The sequence below is a fragment of the Actinomadura decatromicini genome (genome assembly GCF_008121305.1).
Classification (GTDB): Bacteria; Actinomycetota; Actinomycetes; order Streptosporangiales; family Streptosporangiaceae; genus Spirillospora; species Spirillospora syzygii.
On record NZ_VSRQ01000002.1, the window covers coordinates 691,590 to 708,153 of the forward strand.

A 16,564-nucleotide genomic window follows, 5' to 3' on the forward strand; every position below is an offset into this window, starting at 1 on the left:
CCGGCGGGCTAGCGCCAGGGCGGCCGGGCGCGGCGTTTCGCGCGCTCGGCGCCCGCGGTCGCGACGGCCCAGCGCCAGCGCGCGTAGAGCGTCCAGGCGGTGGTGCGGGCGCGCCCGGAACGGGGCGTCTGAGCTGCGGGGACGTTCGGCAGCACGAGCACCTGGAGCTCGCTGCGGCGGACGAACCTGCGGGCCTCGCGACGGGGCGCGCCACGGCGGCGCGGCGGGCGCAGGCGCATGATCGCGGACGCGGGGTCGGGCATCGCGGGCTCCTCGGGCGGGGGCGCAGGCGCCGCAGGGCGTGCACCGAATGTATCGCACTCGATACCGTCCGCCATCCTTCCTCTGAACCCGGCGTGAACGGCGGGTGCGCGGGGGTGGGCCTGGGGCGTCGAGTGCGGCCGGGGGCCGCGTTCACGGCGAAATCCTCGAATTCCGGTAAAGCGGTCATCATGCCGCCGGAAAACCGGGTGCCGCCAAAGCGAAATTAATGCGGAGGTAAATGATCCGGCGACATGCCGGGCGGTCGAACAATGGCTCCTCGATCGTGCGTGGGGTGGTGCTACCTTCGTGCCGCTGACTCGGTACCGCCAGCGGAAAAGGCGGCGGAAAAGGAGAGAAACGGACGTGGAACCGGCACCGATCCAATGCGGGGCGAACCGCCCCGAGGGTCGGTTTCCGCATGCCCTCGGCACCGTTCTCGTCCGGCTCGCCGCCATCGCGGGCCTCGCCTTCGCGGGCTGGATGGCCCTCGCCACACTGAACGGCTCCTCCGCCTCGGCCACCGAGCACCGTCCGAACACCGGACGCCAGCACGGCCCCGACGACACCCCGCTCGGACACCTACGGGCCCCCGCACTCCACACACCCGCCCTAGGGGCACCCGGAGTACGAACCCTCGGAGTCCGGACGCCCGCACTCCACGCATCCGGAGTGCGGACGCCCAGGCTCCACGGACCCGCACTCGGGACACCCGCGCTCCACACACCCGGGGTTCGGACGTCCAAGCTCCACGCATCCGGAGTCCGGACGCCCGCACTCCACGCGCCCAGAGTTCGGGCGCCCAGGCTCCACGCATCCGGAGTCCGGACGCCTGCGCTTCACGCGCCGGGAGTTCGGACGCCCAAGCTTCGAGCGTCCACGGTTCGGCCGCCCGCGCCGCGGGCTCCCGCCGTTCAGGTGCCCGGGGTTCGAGCCCCCGACTCTCGTGGGTCCGCGGGCCAGGCGCCCATGGTTCGGACGCCCGCCGTTCGAGGGTCCGCGGTTCAGGCGCCCGCACACGGAGCGTCCGTGGTGCGGCCGTCCGCGCTTGGCGGGCTCGGGCGTGCGGGGCAGGGGCTGCGGGGGGCCGTGGCGGACGGTGTTTCCGCCGTGCCGAGGAACGTCCAGGAGATCGGGGAGCACCCGGTCGCGTACCTGCTGGCCTGGGGACGCGGCGCGTTCGACGCCAAGGACCGCGCCGTCCGCCACCTGCGCAGGCTGGTCGCGGCGGCGGGCCTCCCCGAGCTGGGAAACCTGGACGTCCGGCACGCGCCGATCGTGAGCGGCCTCGCCGCCAGGATCACGAACCCGCGCCCCGTTCTGGACGAGCGGCTCCTGCCCCCCGTCCACGAGCGGGCGAACGGCGGCGACGGCACGACCGAAGCCGACGCCGTGACGCACGAGCACGCCAAGCGCGCGCGGGCCGGTGACACCGCCGCGCGGGCCGCGCACGCCGCCGCGACCGGAGCGAGGCCCGGCACGCGGCCGGACCGCCGCGCGGGCGGCTGCGCGCGCCACCACGACTGCGGCGGCGGCGGGCACGCGCCCGTCCCGGCGCCCGGCCCCGAGGACCCGGGCAACGCCCCGGCCGGCGGCCACCAGCTCATCCCGGTCGCCGACCTGCGCAGCGCCCGCCGCCCGGCCGCGCCGCCCGCCGCCGACCAGAGCACGTTCCACCGGACGGCGCTGACCGACGTGTCCGCGCCGGGCGGACCCTCCGTCGTCCCTGACTAGCACCCCTTCTCGCGGACGTCCCGCGCCCGTCCGGCCGCCCATGCCCGGCCGCGCCGCGCCCGCGCGTCCCCGGCCCCTCCGTCCAGTCCCTCCGTCCCGATCCAACGATCTTTCCTCGACGCGACGGCCGTGTCCGGCCGGCGCGGCTGCGCCCACCCGACGGGGTCCACCCGGACGGTCGCCGCGCAGCGATCACCACAGATTCACCGAAATCGCGCGACAAGACAGGAGCAACAATGCGCATGAGGACAAGCAACATCGGCCGCGCCGCGCTCGTGGCCGCGGGCGCCGTCGCGGTCGGAGCCGCGTTCGGCTCCGGGCTGCCCGCGACGGCGGACACGACATCCGGCGACTTCAGCGTCGCCGGCGGCAACCAGGTGCACGCCCCGATCTCCGTTCCCGTCGACGCCAGCGGGAACGCCGTCGGCGCGGTCGGCGCGGCGCAGGGCAAGTCGAAGGGCGGCGCCCACGTCTCCAACGCCCGGCACGGCGGCGGCGGGGGCGGCGGCCTGAAGACGTCCGGCAACTTCAGCGTGCTGGGCGGCAACCAGGTCGTGATCCCGATCAGCATCCCGATCGACGTCTGCGGCAACGCGGTCGCGATCATCGGTCTGGCGAAGGCGCACTGCAAGGGCGGGGCGAGCGTCACGTCCGGCAAGAAGAAGCACCACCACGGCTGGCGGGAGGCGTCCGGCTACCGGACGGCCACCGGCGCCGACGACGCCGCCCGCTGGGGCGGCGGCAAGGGCGGCGGCAAGGGCCTGCAGACGTCCGGGAACTTCAGCATCCTGGGCGGCAACCAGGTGTACGCGCCGATCAGCGTCCCGGTGAACGTGTGCGGCAACGCCGTCGCCGTCGTCGGCCTGGCCGCCGCGAAGTGCAAGGGCGGCGCGTCCGTCCAGCGCCGTGCGGGCGACCCGAAGTTGAAGACGTCGGGCAACTTCAGCGTGCTGGGCGGCAACCAGGTGTTCGCGCCGATCAGCATTCCGGTGAACGTGTGCGGCAACGCCGTCGCGGTCATCGGCCTCGCGCTGGCGCAGTGCAAGGGCGGCGCGACCGTCGGCGAGAAGCCCGGCGAGAAGCCGAAGCACCACCACAAGCCGCACAAGCCGCACAAGCCGAAGCCGTGGAAGCCGTCGAAGCACCGTCCCGCGGCCAAGCACAAGAAGCTGCCCTCGAACCTGCGCGGCGGGGCGGCGATGGAGAAGGGCAAGGCCGAGATGGAGCGGGGCAAGTCGATGCTCCAGCGCAGCAAGGCGAGCCTCGGGTCCGGCGACGGCCGCGCGGCGACCATCGTGCCTTCGGCGAGCAACGCCCGGCCCGCGACCAACGCGCGGATGGCGACCACGCGGACCGTGACCCGTCCGAGGTCGGGTGAGCAGCTCAGCGGGGTGCAGCGGTTCGTGAACTCGCTGAAGCGGGCCGTCCGGCTCCCGGGCGTGAACGTCAAGCCCGGCGAGCTCGGCCCGAAGCTGCCCTCGAAGAACGCCGTGCCGGTGGAGCTCGGCACCCCGGTGACGCGCTGACCGGGCGACAGACCGGCGGCGGATGACGATCCTCCGCCGGTGCGACAGCGGAGAGGGGGCGGCAGACGTGCCGCCCCCTTCCCTTCGCGGCCTTAACGGCCCGCGCGGCCCGCGCGGCCCGCGCGGCCAATCCTGCCGGCCCCCTGACCGATGGAGATGAAGCATGCTTGACCGGAAGTCCCTGCTCGCGGCGGGAGTCGCCGCGTGCTGCAGCGTGTCCCTGGTGGGCGTCCCGCAGGCGCGGGCCGGGTCGGCGGCGAGCCCGGCGGCGGCCGTCGCGGCGGGACGTGCCGCGCAGCCGAAGCGGGGAGCGCTGATCGGGAAGATCTGGATCCCGCGGATGGGCCTCAGGATGGGCGTCTGGGAGGGCGTCAGCCAGCGGGTGCTGCAGCTCGGCCCCGGGCACTACCCCTGGACGGGCCTGCCGGGACGCGACGGCAACACCGTCCTGCTCGGCCACCGGACGACGTGGCGCCACCCGTTCAACCGCCTCGACCTGATGCGCGGCGGCGACCGGATCGTCCTGAAGTACGGGCGCACGACCTACACCTACCGGGCGCGGACGAAGCGCGTCATCGACCCGATGGACCGGCGGGCGCTGGAGCCGGTGCCGTTCAAGGCGCGCAGCGCCCCGCACGGCCAGTGGATCACGCTGATCACCTGCACCCCGAAGGGGTCGGACCGGCACCGCCTCGTCGTCGTCGGCAAGCTCTACCGCACGTCGCCCAAGCGCTGACCCGCCATGTAGGGCATGGACGCTGAGCGACGGCGGCGGTGACGGTGACTGCGACGGCGCTCAGCGTTCGCCGTAGAGGGAGATCAGCCCCTCGTAGTCGCCCCGTCCGAGCGTGGACATGGAGTCGTCGCAGGACCCGGTCGAGGGCGTCATCGTCAGCCTGGAGTGGTCCGGCCCCTCGACGTGGGCGAGGCCGAAGACGTGGCCCGACTCGTGCGTCACGACCGACTCGACCGAGTAGCTTCCGGGGACGCAGGGCCCGCCCGTCCACCAGCGCTTGCCCCGTTCCTGGAGCGCCATGTCCGTCTCGACGGTGGACGGCCCGCTGTACCAGATGCACGTCGCCGCGAGGACGTCGCTCTCCGCCCCCGTCATGGACCGCCAGCCGAACGTGTTCACCCCGTCCCGGACGCCGCAGGTGGCGTCGGCGGTGATGTTCGGCCCGGCGGACGACTCCCCGGCGTACCGCTGGCGGACGTCCGGCGACGGCGCGAACCGGCGTCCGGCCGTGCAGTCGGTGTTCGCGCCCGCCATGTTGGCGACGCCCCGCGCGACGGCGTCGCGGCGCTGGCCGGTCGCCCCCGCGCGGTAGCGCCATTCGACGGTCGTACCCTTCGGCCACCGGGCGGGCTCGGCGCGGTAGGTGGTGTCCTGGCACGGGTCGAGCGGGGCGCGGGACGCGCGCGGCCTGCCCTCCGGCACCCGTCCGCCCCGGCTGATGATCGTGACCTCGCGGGCCCGGGCGTCGACGGCCACGCGCAGCTCGGTTCCGCCGCCGGTGCGCAGCGCGTGCGCGATGAGCGAGGTCCCGTCGGCGGGGACGACGGCGGTGAGCCCGTTCGCGCCGCGGACCGTCCGGCCGCGCAGGTCGCAGTCGGAGATGCGGACCCGCTGCGGCATCGCGCGGGCGTTGAGCGTCCCGCCGGGCCTGCACCAGGCGGGCGCGCGGCCCGCCCCGGCGGCGGGCGCGGCGGCGGTCACCGGACCGGCGAGCGCGGCGGCCGCCGGCAGCGCCACCGCCAGCGCCGCGCGTGAGAGTGCGTGCATACCAGTTCTCCGATGTGTGGCAACGTCCCTTCGGACTCTTCCGCCGGGCCGGGGAAAGGGAAACCGCCGCCGACTAAAATGATCACCATCTTGGGAATGGCGGCATTCGCATAAATGCGGCACTGGGAATCTGTGGCGCGAAACGCTGCGAGGTAGCCCGGTGGACACGCTGTAAGTCCTTGGCAAATCATTCTCCATAATCTGGTAAACACGTTTATCTCCGGCAGGTCAGGAAAAGCAGGGAGTAATCCGGCAACTCGGGATCAACACGGCTACCGAGCGGCGGGCGCCGCCTCCCCACCCCCCGCAGTCCGGCAGCGTTACGGAAGCAGAGGTGTTCAACGTGCAGACGCAGACACAGGTGCGGGAACTGATGGGCATGGGCGTGACCGACACCAACGGGACGAAGGTCGGCACGATCAAGCAGGTGTACCTGAACGACGACTCCGGCGCGCCGGAGTGGGTCACCGTGCACACCGGATGGTTCGGGATGCGGGAGAGCTTCGTGCCGTTGTCCGGGTCGCGCAAGGCGAAGGACATGCTGCAGGTCCCGTACGACAGGGAGACCATCAAGGGCGCCCCGAACGTCGACGCGGACGAGCACCTGTCGCACGCCCAGATCGTCGACCTCTACCGGCACTACGGCGTCCGCCCGCCGGGCGGCGCGCGGTCCGGCGAGGCGGAGGGCGGCGGCACGGGGGAGCGGACCGGGGAGCGCCGGACGGCCGAGTCCGAGAGCCGGACGTCCCAGGGCCTCGCGCCCGAGGGCCGGGTGTCCGAGGGCGCGGGCGGCGGCACCGGCACCGGTCCGGGCACCGGCACGGGCACCGAGCGGACGTCCGGCACGGACGAGTTCGCCGGGACGCGCGGCTCCCCGCGGCCGGGCGCCGCCGGGATGGCCGTCCACCCCGAGCGGGACCGGGGCGGCAAGGGGATGCCCGCCCAGTCGCCGCGCACGGGCGCGGAGACCCCGATGACCGAGATCACCCGGTCGGAGGAGCGGCTCCGCGTCGGCACCGAGCGCCACGAGGCGGGGCACGTGCACGTCCGCAAGTGGATCGAGACCGAGACGGTCGAGCGGACCGTCCCCGTCACGCACGACGAGCTGAAGGTCGACCGGGAGCCGATCAAGGACGGCAGGCCCGCCCCCGAGGTGTCCATCACCTCGGACGACCTGGACTTCATCCTCTACGAGGAGCGTCCGGTGATCGCGAAGGAGACGGTGCCGGTCGAGCGCGTCCGGCTGCACACCGAGCAGGTGCAGGACGAGCAGACGATCCGCGGCGAGCTGCGCCGCGAGCGCATCGAGGTCACCCGCGACGACGCCTTCCCGGACCGGGAGCCCGGCCGGGACCGAGGCCCGGAGGGCGGGCGCGGCGGCCCGAACCGCTGATCCCGTCCGATCCGGGGCAACCCGCGCCATCCTGGATGACGGAGCGCCCGGCCGGTCGTACTCACCCGCCGGCCCGCCGGGCGCCCGTCCTATGCGCCGTCTGTTTCGTGCGCCGTCTCTTTCGTGCGTCTGTTTCGTGCGTCGCCCGTGACCGGTCGGCGGCCTGGTCGCGGGCGTGCCGCATGCGCGCGGCCCAGTCGGGGGAGGTTCCAAGCCGAGCGCGCTCGGAACCACACCCGGGAGGGACGACTTGCGACACCCGCGCACCACCACCGCCGCCGCCACCCGGATCGGGCGATCACTGGTCGCGCTGGCCACCGTCGCCGCGCTCCCGCCGGTCGCCGCGGCGCGTCCCGCGTCGGCCGCCCCCGTCCCGTACCTGGACGCGGGCCTGCCGGTGCCGAAGCGGGTCCAGGACCTCCTCGGCCGCATGACCCTGGAGGAGAAGGCCGGGCAGATGGCGCAGGCCGAGCGCTCCGCCGTCGACGGCGACCGCGACGGGATCACGACGCTCGGCCTCGGGTCGGTGCTGTCCGGCGGCGGGTCGGCGCCCGCCGAGAACACGCCGAAGGGCTGGGCGGACATGGTGGACGCCTACCAGTCCAAGGCCCTCGCCACCCGCCTCAAGATCCCGCTGCTCTACGGGGTGGACTCGGTGCACGGCCACAACAACCTGGTCGGCGCGACCGTCTTCCCGCACAACCTCGCGATGGGCGCCACCCGCGACCCCGACCTCGTCCGGCGAGAGGGGCAGATCACGGCGGTCGAGACGCGGGCGACCGGCCCGCAGTGGGTGTTCGCGCCGTGCGTGTGCGTCGTCCGCGACCTGCGCTGGGGACGCGCCTACGAGAGCTTCGGCGAGGACCCGCGGCTCGTCATCGACATGGAGACCGGAATCGAGGGCTTCCAGGGCTTCCAGGGACGCAACAGGCGCGACATGGCGGGCCCGGAGCGCGTCCTCGCGACGGCGAAGCACTTCGCGGGTGACGGGGACACGGTGTTCGGATCGTCCAAGACCGGGACGTACACGATCGACCAGGGCGTCACGGTCACCGACCGCCGCACGTTCGACCGGATCGACCTGGCCCCGTACGTGACGGCGGTGCGGAAGTACCGGGTCGGCAGCATCATGCCGTCGTTCTCCAGCGTCGACTGGACGGAGGACGGCGTCGGCAACCCCGTGAAGATGAGCGCGCACAAGGAACTGCTGACCGACGTCCTCAAGGGAAGGATCGGGTTCGACGGTTTCCTCATCAGCGACTGGGAGGCCGTTCACCAGCTTCCCGGCGACTACGCCACCCAGGTCCGGACGGCCGTCAACGCCGGCATGGACATGTTCATGGAGCCCTTCAGCGCGCCCCAGTTCGTGGAGACGCTACTGGGCGAGGTCAGGGCCGGACGGGTCGCCACGTCCCGGATCGACGACGCCGTCGCCCGCATCCTCACGGCGAAGTTCGAGCTGGGCCTGTTCGAGCACCCCTACACCGACCGCCGCCTCGCCGGGACGATCGGCTCGCCCGGGCACCGCGCGGTCGCCCGCCGGGCCGTCGCCGAGTCGCAAGTCCTGCTGAAGAACTCCGCGAACGCGCTGCCGCTGAAACGCAACGTGCGAATCTATGTCGCGGGCGCCGATGCCGACGACATCGGCAACCAGGCGGGCGGCTGGACGGTCACCTGGCAGGGTTCGTCCGGCCGGATCATCCCCGGCACGACGATCCTGGACGGCATCAGGCGGCACTCGTCCAACGTCACCTACAGCGCGGACGCCTCGGCGCCCACGTCCGGCAGCGACGTCGGCGTCGTCGTGGTCGGCGAGAAGCCGTACGCGGAAGGTGTCGGCGACGTCGGCAACGGCCACACCCTGAACCTGTCCGACGCCGACAAGGCGAACATCGACACGGTCTGCGGCGCGCTCAGGACGTGCATCGTGCTGGACGTGGCGGGACGCCCGCAGATCGTCACCGACCGGCTCGCGAAGGCCGACGCGTTCGTCATGTCCTGGCTGCCGGGCAGCGAGGGCGCGGGCGTCGCGGACGTCCTGTTCGGCGACCGCCCGTTCACCGGCCGCCTCCCGGTCTCGTGGCCGCGCACCGAGGACCAGGAGCCCATCAACATCGGCGACCGGAACTACCGCCCCCTCTTCCCCTACGGCTACGGCCTGAAGACCGGCACCCGCCGCTGACCTCGCCGGGAACCGGTTGTCGCGAACCAATGCCGTTGACCGGGCCGAGGCCCGCCGGGAACCGGTTGTCACCAACCGATGCCGTTGACCGGGCCGAGGCCCGCCGGGAACCGGATGTCGCCAACCGATGCCGTTGATCGGGCCGGAGTCCGTCGAGGTTCGGTTGTCAGCGGCCGGTGCCATCATGGGTCGCATGGGCGACGAGGGGTCGGTGCGGGTCGATCTGTGGATCTGGTCCGTCCGCCTGCTGAAGACCCGCTCGATGGCGACGACCGCGTGCCGCGCGGGCCATGTGCGGGTGAACGACGAGCGCGCGAAGCCGTCCACGACGGTGAAGCCGGGCGACGAGGTCCGGCTCCGGCACGGCGGGCGCGAGCGGATCGTCGTCGTGCAGAAGATCGTTCGGAAGCGGGTCGGCGCGCCCGTCGCGCAGGAATGCCTGATCGACAAGAGCCCGCCCCCGCCGCCGCCGGAGGCGCTCGTCCCGGTCGGCCGCCGGGACCGCGGCGCGGGCCGTCCGACCAAGCGCGACCGGCGCGAGCTGGAACGCATCCTCGACCGCTACCGCGCCCTGAACGAGCCCGCCCCACCGGACGACGACGACCTCTAGGGATTCGCCGGGTAGCGGCGTTCGGACTCCAGCGCGGACGCCACGTCGCGCGGGTAGTCGCGGCGCGCCCGCGCCAGCAGCAGGCCGTTCGCGAGCAGCGGCAGCAGGGCCAGCAGGAACACGCGGTTCAGGCCGACCGCCGTCCCGCCGCCGGTGTCGAGCAGGCCGGACGTCCAGCCGAACAGGACCGGCGCGATCGCCTCGGCGGTCATCCTGACGATCGTCCGGATGCTCTCCGCGCGCCCCCACAGCCGGAAGTGGACGACGTCCAGCCGCACCGCGTCGAGCGGCGGGTTCGCGGCGGCGAGCGCGGCCGCGGCCAGCGTGAACAGCGGCAGCGCGACCAGCGCGTCGCGGGTGAACAGGGCGGGCAGGAACAGCGCCGCCGACGCCGTGAACGCCACGGCGGGGACGGTCACCCGCGCGGTGACCCGGCCGCGGCGGACGAGCCGGTCCGCGAGCCGCCCGCCGACGAGCACGCCGCCCATCGCCGCCGCGCCGATCACCGGGAGGAACGCGGACAGCTCGCCCCGCCCGATCCCGTACCGCTCCTGGACGAACACCAGCGCGAACGTCCGGAGCCCGGCGAAGAAGAAGTACCCGAGCGCGGACGCCACGATGATGATCACGTTCGTCCGGATCCGCAGGACGTGCACGGCGGCCTGGGCGAGCGTCATCCGCGCCGGGTCGACGCGCAGGACGTTCTCCCGCCGCGGCCGGACGTTCCGCCGCGCCACCTGCTTCTGCGCGGGCTCCGCCGCGGGCCCGCGAGCGCCGCCGCCGCCCTGCGCGCCGCGCGCCGGCTCCGCCAGCCCCCACCACAGCCCCGCCGCCAGCGCCAGCCCGAGCAGCGCGACGAACCAGAACGAGACCCGCCAGCTCAGCGCGGCGGCGATGTTGCCGCCGGCGAGCAGCCCGAACCCGACCCCGACCAGCTCGCCCGCGAGGACACGCCCGTACATCCCGGCCCGCTCCGCCGTCGGGAAGAAGTCGCCGATCAGGGACGCGACCGTCGGACCGGCGGTGGCGGTGACCGCGCCGAGCGCGATCCGGGAGCACAGCAGCCACTCGAACGAGGTGGCCACCCCGCCGACGATCATCGCGAGGCTCCACAGCACCACGCTCCCGGCGAGCAGCGGCACCCGGGGCACCCGGTCCGTCAGATACCCGACCGGGAGCGTCGCGACCGCGCCGACCGCCGCCGGAGCCGCGGTGAGCACTCCCACCTTCGTGTTGCCGATGTGCAGCGAATGCCGCAGCTCATGGACGATCGCGCCGATCACTCCGGTGTCGGCCGCGTTGAGCGCGAGCACGCAGGCGAGCAGCACGACGACGCGGGTCCGGCCGTCCCCGCCGGACCGGCCGCTCAGCGCACGCCGCCAGGGCCCCGGGGCTCGCGCCGACGTCACCGATCACTTCTGCCCACCCCCTGACCAGGTATGTCACCGTCCCCGGCGCACCCGTCAGCCCGGTCGGCGGCGATGCGACCAATCCTGACGATCCGCCCACGAGCCGCCATCTCCCCGCAGGCGGGCGCGTTGCGGCAGGTAGTAGCGCCAGGAATGGAACCAGACGACCGCGAGCACGACGGCGACGGGCCACAACGCCAACGCGGCGGGACGCCCTTCGACGGTCGTCCCGACAGCGGAGGAACCGAACCCCAGCAAGAGAAGCGAAAAAACCCGAGATTCACCCACCGCGCAACTCGCCCAGCCATGGTGGCGGCCTCCCCGTCGACACCCAGTTCAAAGTCGCCCGCCATGACGACCATTCTGATGCTCGCGCCATCGGAAAGGTGGGAGTGGACGCCCGAATGTGTGCCCGATCCAAGCCCCGTGCCGAGCCAGAAAGTGCGCTGCGGAATCGTTCGGCGGGTGGTTAGCTCGCTTCGTATTCGGCTGCTCCGCCGCGGTGTCTTTTTCGGTCGGGATGGGAGCGTTGGGCGGAGGTAATTGTGGGCATCCTGGTATACTCCAGGGGCTAAGCGATCATGGGGGAGTTCCGCTCCGGCTCACAAGGTCGGCCGACCCCTTGATAATTTCCAGTGAGCGGAGTGTACGCGGATGTCGGAAGCTGAATCGGCGCGCCGGTCGAGGCGGCGGCAGATGTCAAAGGACGAGCGGCGGGCGGAGATCATCCAGACCGCCGCCGACCTGTTCGAGAAAATGGGGTACTCCGGCGCCTCCATGGACGACATCGCCGCCGCGGTCGGAATCGGAAAGCCGACTCTGTACCACTACTTCCGCAGCAAGTCGGAACTGCTGTGGTACATGCACGAAGAGCTGATCGACGGTCTGATCGCTTCGCATCGCGCCCGGCTCGCGCGGGGCGTCGCGCCGGAAGAGCTGCTGCGCGGCGTGATCCACGACTTTCTGCTCAACATCGCGACCCGGCGCGGGCAGTGCCGGGTCTTCTTCGAGAACCACCGCGAGCTGCCCGACGCCGATCTCGCCGTCGCGACCGAGAAGCGCGTCCGGTACGAGGCGATGATCGAGGAGGTCATCCGGGACGGCATCGCCGCCGGCGTGTTCCGGCAGGTCGACACCAAGCTGTTCAGCCTCGCGATATTCGGCATGAGCAACTGGGCCTACCAGTGGTACCACTCGGACGGGCGATTCACCCATGACGAGATCGCCGACGCCTTCTGGGACTACGCCTACCGCGGCCTGATGCCCTGACGCGGACGGAAGGGCACCAGGCCGCGAACCCGATTCAGGCGGTGGGCACCGCGTCGCCCGGTCCGGGCGTCGGCGGTGTGTCCTTCTGGGTCGGCTCCAGCGCCGGCGACTCGGTGTCGTTCCGGTAGGTCTCCGGCAGGAGCAGCACCGACACGACGGTGATCAGGCACACCCCGGCCATGTAGGCGGCGATGGCCAGCCACGTCCCCGTCCAGGCGTACAGGGACGTCGCGATGAGCGGCGCGAGCGCCCCGCCGACCACCGACGCCACCTGGATGCTGAGCGACATCGCCGAGTAGCGCGTCGCGGTCGGGAACGTCTCGGCGAAGAACGCGCCCTGCGGCGCGTACATCGTGGTGTGCATCAGCCCCAGCCCGACGATGAACGCGAACGCGATGACGGCGGGCGACTCGGTGTTCAGCAGCGGCCAGAACGCGAACGCCCACACGCCGAGCAGCAGCGAACCGGCGATCATCATCGTCCGGCGGCCGATCCGGTCCGACAGCGCGCCCGCGACGGGCAGCATCACGAGCTGGACGGCGGCCCCGACCAGCACGCCCAGCAGGATCCGGCTCTTCGGCATGTCGAGGATGTCGTCGTTCGTCCCGTAGGCGACGGCGAACGTCATGAACAGGTAGTAGGTGACGTTGATGCCGACGTAGGCGCCGCCGATGAGGACGATCTTCCGCGGGTACCGGCTCAGCGCCTCCAGCACGGGCGAACGTCCCGCCGTGACCGCCTTCACGGGCCGGTCGGCGGGCGCGGCGTCCGCCTGGAGGCGCTTGAACGCCTTCGTCTCCTCGATCCGCATCTGGATGTAGACGGTCAGCCCGAGGAGGGCGATGCTCGCGAGGAACGGCAGCCGCCAGCCCCACGAGTCGAACCCGTCCGACGTGGTGACGAGGTCGGTGAGCAGGAAGGCGAGGTTGCCGACGAGGATCCCGGCGGGCCCGCCCGCGAGCGCGAAGCTGGACATGAAGCCGCGCCGGTGCGGCGGCGCGTTCTCCATCGCGAGCAGGATCACCCCGCCGGTCTGGCCGCCGAGCGCGATCCCCTGGACGAGCCGCAGCAGCACGAGCAGGAGCGGCGCGGCCGGGCCGATGTCGTCGTAGGTGGGCAGGACGCCGATGAGCGTCGTGCCGAGGCCCATCGTCAGCAGCACCATGACGAGGGACCGCTTCCGCCCGTGGACGTCCCCGAGATGCCCGAAGATCACCGCGCCGAGCGGCCGCGCGACGAACCCGACCGCGAACGTCGAGAAGGACAGCAGCGCCCCGGCGAGCGGGCTCTGCCCGGGGAAGAACAGGTCGGGGAAGACCAGCGCGGCGGCGGTCCCGTAGATGAAGAAGTCGTAGTTCTCGATGCTGGACGCCGCCAGCGCTGCGGCGGCGATCTTCGCGGTGCCCTTGCTGAGCCCGCCCTTCGCGGCTGCCTTTTCGGAGACCATCCGCGTTTCCTTTCCCACGGTGTGGCGGACCGCCGTTTCGACGGTCGCACGACCACGCGCCGCATGGCGTGGAAAACGTCGTCATCCGGGACTCGGAAAGGCCCGGCCGAATGATTTCCCGCCTCGGCTCAGGTCCGCGCTGACGCCCCCGGGCAGCGCTTTGAGGTTCGTCCGCGACGGCATCGGCGGCGGCGACCTCGACTTCGGCTCGCGTCCTTCGCGGGGACCGGTCCACCGGTGCCGTGAGCGCGGCCGCCGTTCCGGACGCGCGGTCGGCACCCGCCTTGTGAGCGGGGCGGACGTCCCCTCTTCTCTCTCACGACCGACCGGTCGGTCGTGAGAGTACGATCCCAGTTCAGCGGGGAGGTGTCAACCCTTCATCGCCCGATTCCCGGGGCCTTTCCAATGTTGCCGCGCGAGGTTCGTCCGCCTAGGCTCCCAGGAGCCGACCGGACGAAATCGGTGATCTCACATCGGGGCGAATCCGGTTCGGTTCCGGAGAATTCGGAGATGACGACGACAAGGCCGGTGAGCGCATGAAGTTCGGCATCTACACGCTATTGACCGCGACGAGCATCCGACCCGACGTATTGGCCGGGGCGGCGGAGGAACGCGGTTTCGACTCCCTCTTCATCGCCGAGCACTCGCATATTCCGGTGAAGCGAGAGACCCTCTGGCAGGGCCGCGCCGAACTGCCGGACGCCTATTACCGCACCCTCGCCCCGTTCCCCGCGCTCGCCGCCGCGGCCGTGGCGAGCTCCACCCTGCTGCTGGGCACGGCGATCGCGCTGATCCCGCAGCGGGACACGATCCACACCGCCAAGGAGGTCGCGACCCTCGACGTGATCTCCGGCGGCCGCGCCCTCCTCGGCGTCGGCGTCGGCTGGAACCGGGAGGAGATGCGCAACCACGGCATCGACCCCCGCACGCGCGGCGCCCGGCTCAACGAGCAGCTCGCCGCGATCAAGGCCATCTGGACCGAGGACGAGCCGGAGTTCCACGGCGACCACGTCGACTTCGACCCGATCCACCTGTGGCCTAAGCCGGTGCGCGAGCCGCATCCGCCGATCTACATCGGCGGCGAGAGCCCCGCCGCGCTGGACCGGCTCGTCCGGTACGGGGACGGCTGGCTGCCGCGCGCCGCGACGCCGCCGGAGGAGATCCGCCGCGTGTCCGCGCTGCTCGCCGACCAGGGGCGGCCGGACGTCCCGATCACGCTCTGCGGCCTGGAGCCCGACGCCGGCGCGGTCGCGGCGCTGGCCGACGCGGGCGTGGAGCGCATCGGGCTGGCGCTGCCGACCGTCCCGGAACCGGACGCGCTCCGCGCCCTCGACGACCTCGCCGCCTTCATCGAGCCCCTGCGCTAGCCCGTCCGGTCACTGGGCCGCGGCGGTCCGCTTCGGCAGGACGGAGACACGCGCCCCAGCCGGACGGGTCCGTTCGACCGCGTGGGCCATGGCCAGGACGAGCGGCTCCGAATGGCGCGGCCCCACGATCTGGAGGCCGACCGGCAGGCCGTCCGACGTGAACCCGACCGGGACGCTGATCGCCGGCTGGTGCGTCATGTTGAACGGGTACGTGAACGGCGTCCACTCGGCCCAGTCGGACAGGTCGCTGCCCGGCGGCACGTCGTGCCCCGCCTCGAACGCCGGGATCGGGACGGTCGGCGTGATCAGCACGTCGTGCCGGGTGTGGAACTCGCCCATCCGGACGCTCAGCGCGAGCCGCTCCGCCTCCGCCGCCAGGTAGTCGCCCGCCGAGTAGCCGAGGCCCCGCTCGATCACGGCGCACAGGCCGGGATCGACGCCGTCGAGCGTGCCGAGCGCGTCCCGCCACTTCGCCGCGCCGGTGCACCACAGCACGTTGAACGCGGGCAGCGGGTCGGGGAAGCCTGGGTCGGCGGCCTCGACGCGCACGCCCTCGCCTTCCAGGGCGGCCACGGCGGAGGCGACGGCGGCGGCGACCTCGGGGTGGACGTCCACGTACCCGAAGTCGGCGGAGAAGGCCGCGGTCACACCGCGAACGTCCAGGTCGAGCGCCTGCGCGTAGGGGCCGCCGTGCGGGGCGAGCGCGTACGGGTCGCGGTGGTCGGGCGGCGCGAGGGCGTCCAGCAGGAGCGCCGCGTCCTGGACGGTCCGCGCCATCGGCCCCGCGTGCGCCAGCACCGCGAGCGCGCTGAGCGGGTACTGCGAGACCCGGCCGTGCGTCGGCTTGAACCCGACGACGCCGCAGAACGCGGCCGGGATGCGGATCGAGCCGCCGCCGTCCGTGCCGACCGACAGCGGGCCCATGCCCGCCGCGACGGCGACCGCGCTGCCGCCGCTCGACCCGCCGGACGTGCGGGACGTGTCCCACGGGTTGCGCGTCACCCCGGTCAGCGGGTTGTCGCACACGCCCTTCCACCCCATCTCGGGCGTGCTGGTCTTCCCGACCGGCACGAGGCCGCCCTCGCGGAGCCGGGCGGCGACGGGGCTGTCGACGTCCCAGGGCTGCGCGGGGTCGACGCGGCCGGAGCCGCGCAGCGTCGGCCAGCCGCGGGTGAGGAACAGGTCCTTGATCGACATCGGCACGCCGTCGAGCGGGCCGGCGGGCGTCCCGGCGCGCCAGCGGCTCTCGGCCGCGCGGGCGTCGGCGAGGGCGCGCTCCGGATCGACCAGGACGAAGGCGTTGTAGTCCGCGTCGCGGTCCTGGATCGCGGCGAGCGCCGCGGCGGTCGCCTCCACCGGGGAAAGGGTCCCGGCGGCGTACGCGGCGACGAGTTCGGCCGCCGTCGGCGCATTGTTGAGATCGCCGGCCATCCGTCCTCCTGAGAATCAGCGGTGGGATATCTATTCCGTCATGGACGGCAGCGAGAAATGGTCGAACCAGGTTTCTCGCCGGACTCGGAGGGATGTGTTACGCGATCACGGACCGGAAGAATGGGCAGCTCAGAGCTGGTGTCATCAGCTCC

At 72.7% G+C, this 16,564-nt stretch carries 13 protein-coding genes; 8 read left to right on the forward strand and 5 right to left on the reverse strand.

Annotated features, from left to right (window positions below; all coding sequences use genetic code 11):
* Positions 1-8: 8 nt before the first annotated feature.
* Positions 9-263 carry a hypothetical protein gene (locus FXF68_RS10940; RefSeq protein WP_148758799.1) on the reverse strand — a complete coding sequence of 85 codons (255 nt, stop codon included), beginning with the start codon at positions 261-263 and terminating at the stop codon, positions 9-11.
* 1,087 nt (positions 264-1,350) lie between these two features.
* Here FXF68_RS10940 and FXF68_RS10945 point away from each other — a divergent pair.
* The 3 genes from FXF68_RS10945 to FXF68_RS10955 all read left to right on the forward strand — a co-directional run bounded on the left by FXF68_RS10945 (position 1,351) and on the right by FXF68_RS10955 (position 4,257).
* Entirely contained in the window at positions 1,351-1,995 is a 645-nt protein-coding gene (locus FXF68_RS10945) for a hypothetical protein (RefSeq protein WP_187437851.1), read from the forward strand.
* 242 nt (positions 1,996-2,237) lie between these two features.
* On the forward strand, positions 2,238-3,521 hold the full coding sequence (locus FXF68_RS10950) for a chaplin (RefSeq protein WP_187437852.1): 1,284 nt from the start codon (positions 2,238-2,240) through the stop codon (positions 3,519-3,521).
* A 163-nt stretch (positions 3,522-3,684) separates the two neighbouring features.
* Positions 3,685-4,257 (forward strand): class E sortase, encoded by a 573-nt coding sequence (locus FXF68_RS10955; RefSeq protein WP_148758802.1) that lies wholly within the window; start codon positions 3,685-3,687, stop codon positions 4,255-4,257.
* 60 nt (positions 4,258-4,317) lie between these two features.
* Here FXF68_RS10955 and FXF68_RS10960 read toward each other — a convergent pair whose 3' ends face one another.
* Positions 4,318-5,304: a matrixin family metalloprotease gene (locus FXF68_RS10960; protein WP_187437853.1), complete on the reverse strand. Its 987-nt coding sequence runs from the start codon at positions 5,302-5,304 to the stop codon at positions 4,318-4,320.
* A gap of 343 nt (positions 5,305-5,647) precedes the next feature.
* On the opposite strand from FXF68_RS10960, the gene FXF68_RS10965 reads away from it, so the two are divergent.
* From FXF68_RS10965 to FXF68_RS10975, 3 genes are all read left to right on the forward strand, one after another.
* Positions 5,648-6,697, forward strand: a complete 1,050-nt coding sequence (locus FXF68_RS10965) for a PRC and DUF2382 domain-containing protein (RefSeq protein ID WP_148758804.1) — start codon at positions 5,648-5,650, stop codon at positions 6,695-6,697.
* Between the two features lie 250 nt (positions 6,698-6,947).
* Positions 6,948-8,879 (forward strand): glycoside hydrolase family 3 protein, encoded by a 1,932-nt coding sequence (locus FXF68_RS10970; RefSeq protein ID WP_246178623.1) that lies wholly within the window; start codon positions 6,948-6,950, stop codon positions 8,877-8,879.
* 193 nt (positions 8,880-9,072) lie between these two features.
* Entirely contained in the window at positions 9,073-9,489 is a 417-nt protein-coding gene (locus FXF68_RS10975; RefSeq protein WP_148758805.1) for an RNA-binding S4 domain-containing protein, read from the forward strand.
* Here FXF68_RS10975 and FXF68_RS10980 read toward each other — a convergent pair.
* Positions 9,486-10,898, reverse strand: a complete 1,413-nt coding sequence (locus tag FXF68_RS10980) for an MFS transporter (RefSeq protein WP_148758806.1) — start codon at positions 10,896-10,898, stop codon at positions 9,486-9,488. The genes FXF68_RS10975 and FXF68_RS10980 overlap by 4 nt on opposite strands.
* 696 nt (positions 10,899-11,594) lie before the next feature.
* Between FXF68_RS10980 and FXF68_RS10985 the strand changes: the two genes are divergently transcribed.
* Positions 11,595-12,167, forward strand: coding sequence for a TetR/AcrR family transcriptional regulator (locus FXF68_RS10985; protein WP_222869889.1), 573 nt, complete (start codon positions 11,595-11,597; stop codon positions 12,165-12,167).
* Positions 12,168-12,201: 34 nt separating this feature from the next.
* Here the strand turns inward: FXF68_RS10985 and FXF68_RS10990 are convergent, their stop codons facing one another.
* Positions 12,202-13,614 carry an MFS transporter gene (locus FXF68_RS10990; protein WP_148758808.1) on the reverse strand — a complete coding sequence of 471 codons (1,413 nt, stop codon included), beginning with the start codon at positions 13,612-13,614 and terminating at the stop codon, positions 12,202-12,204.
* A 536-nt stretch (positions 13,615-14,150) separates the two neighbouring features.
* Between FXF68_RS10990 and FXF68_RS10995 the strand changes: the two genes are divergently transcribed.
* On the forward strand, positions 14,151-14,981 hold the full coding sequence (locus FXF68_RS10995; protein ID WP_148758809.1) for an LLM class F420-dependent oxidoreductase: 831 nt from the start codon (positions 14,151-14,153) through the stop codon (positions 14,979-14,981).
* A gap of 9 nt (positions 14,982-14,990) precedes the next feature.
* Here FXF68_RS10995 and FXF68_RS11000 read toward each other — a convergent pair whose 3' ends face one another.
* Positions 14,991-16,412 carry an amidase gene (locus FXF68_RS11000; protein WP_148758810.1) on the reverse strand — a complete coding sequence of 474 codons (1,422 nt, stop codon included), beginning with the start codon at positions 16,410-16,412 and terminating at the stop codon, positions 14,991-14,993.
* Positions 16,413-16,564 lie beyond the last annotated feature (152 nt).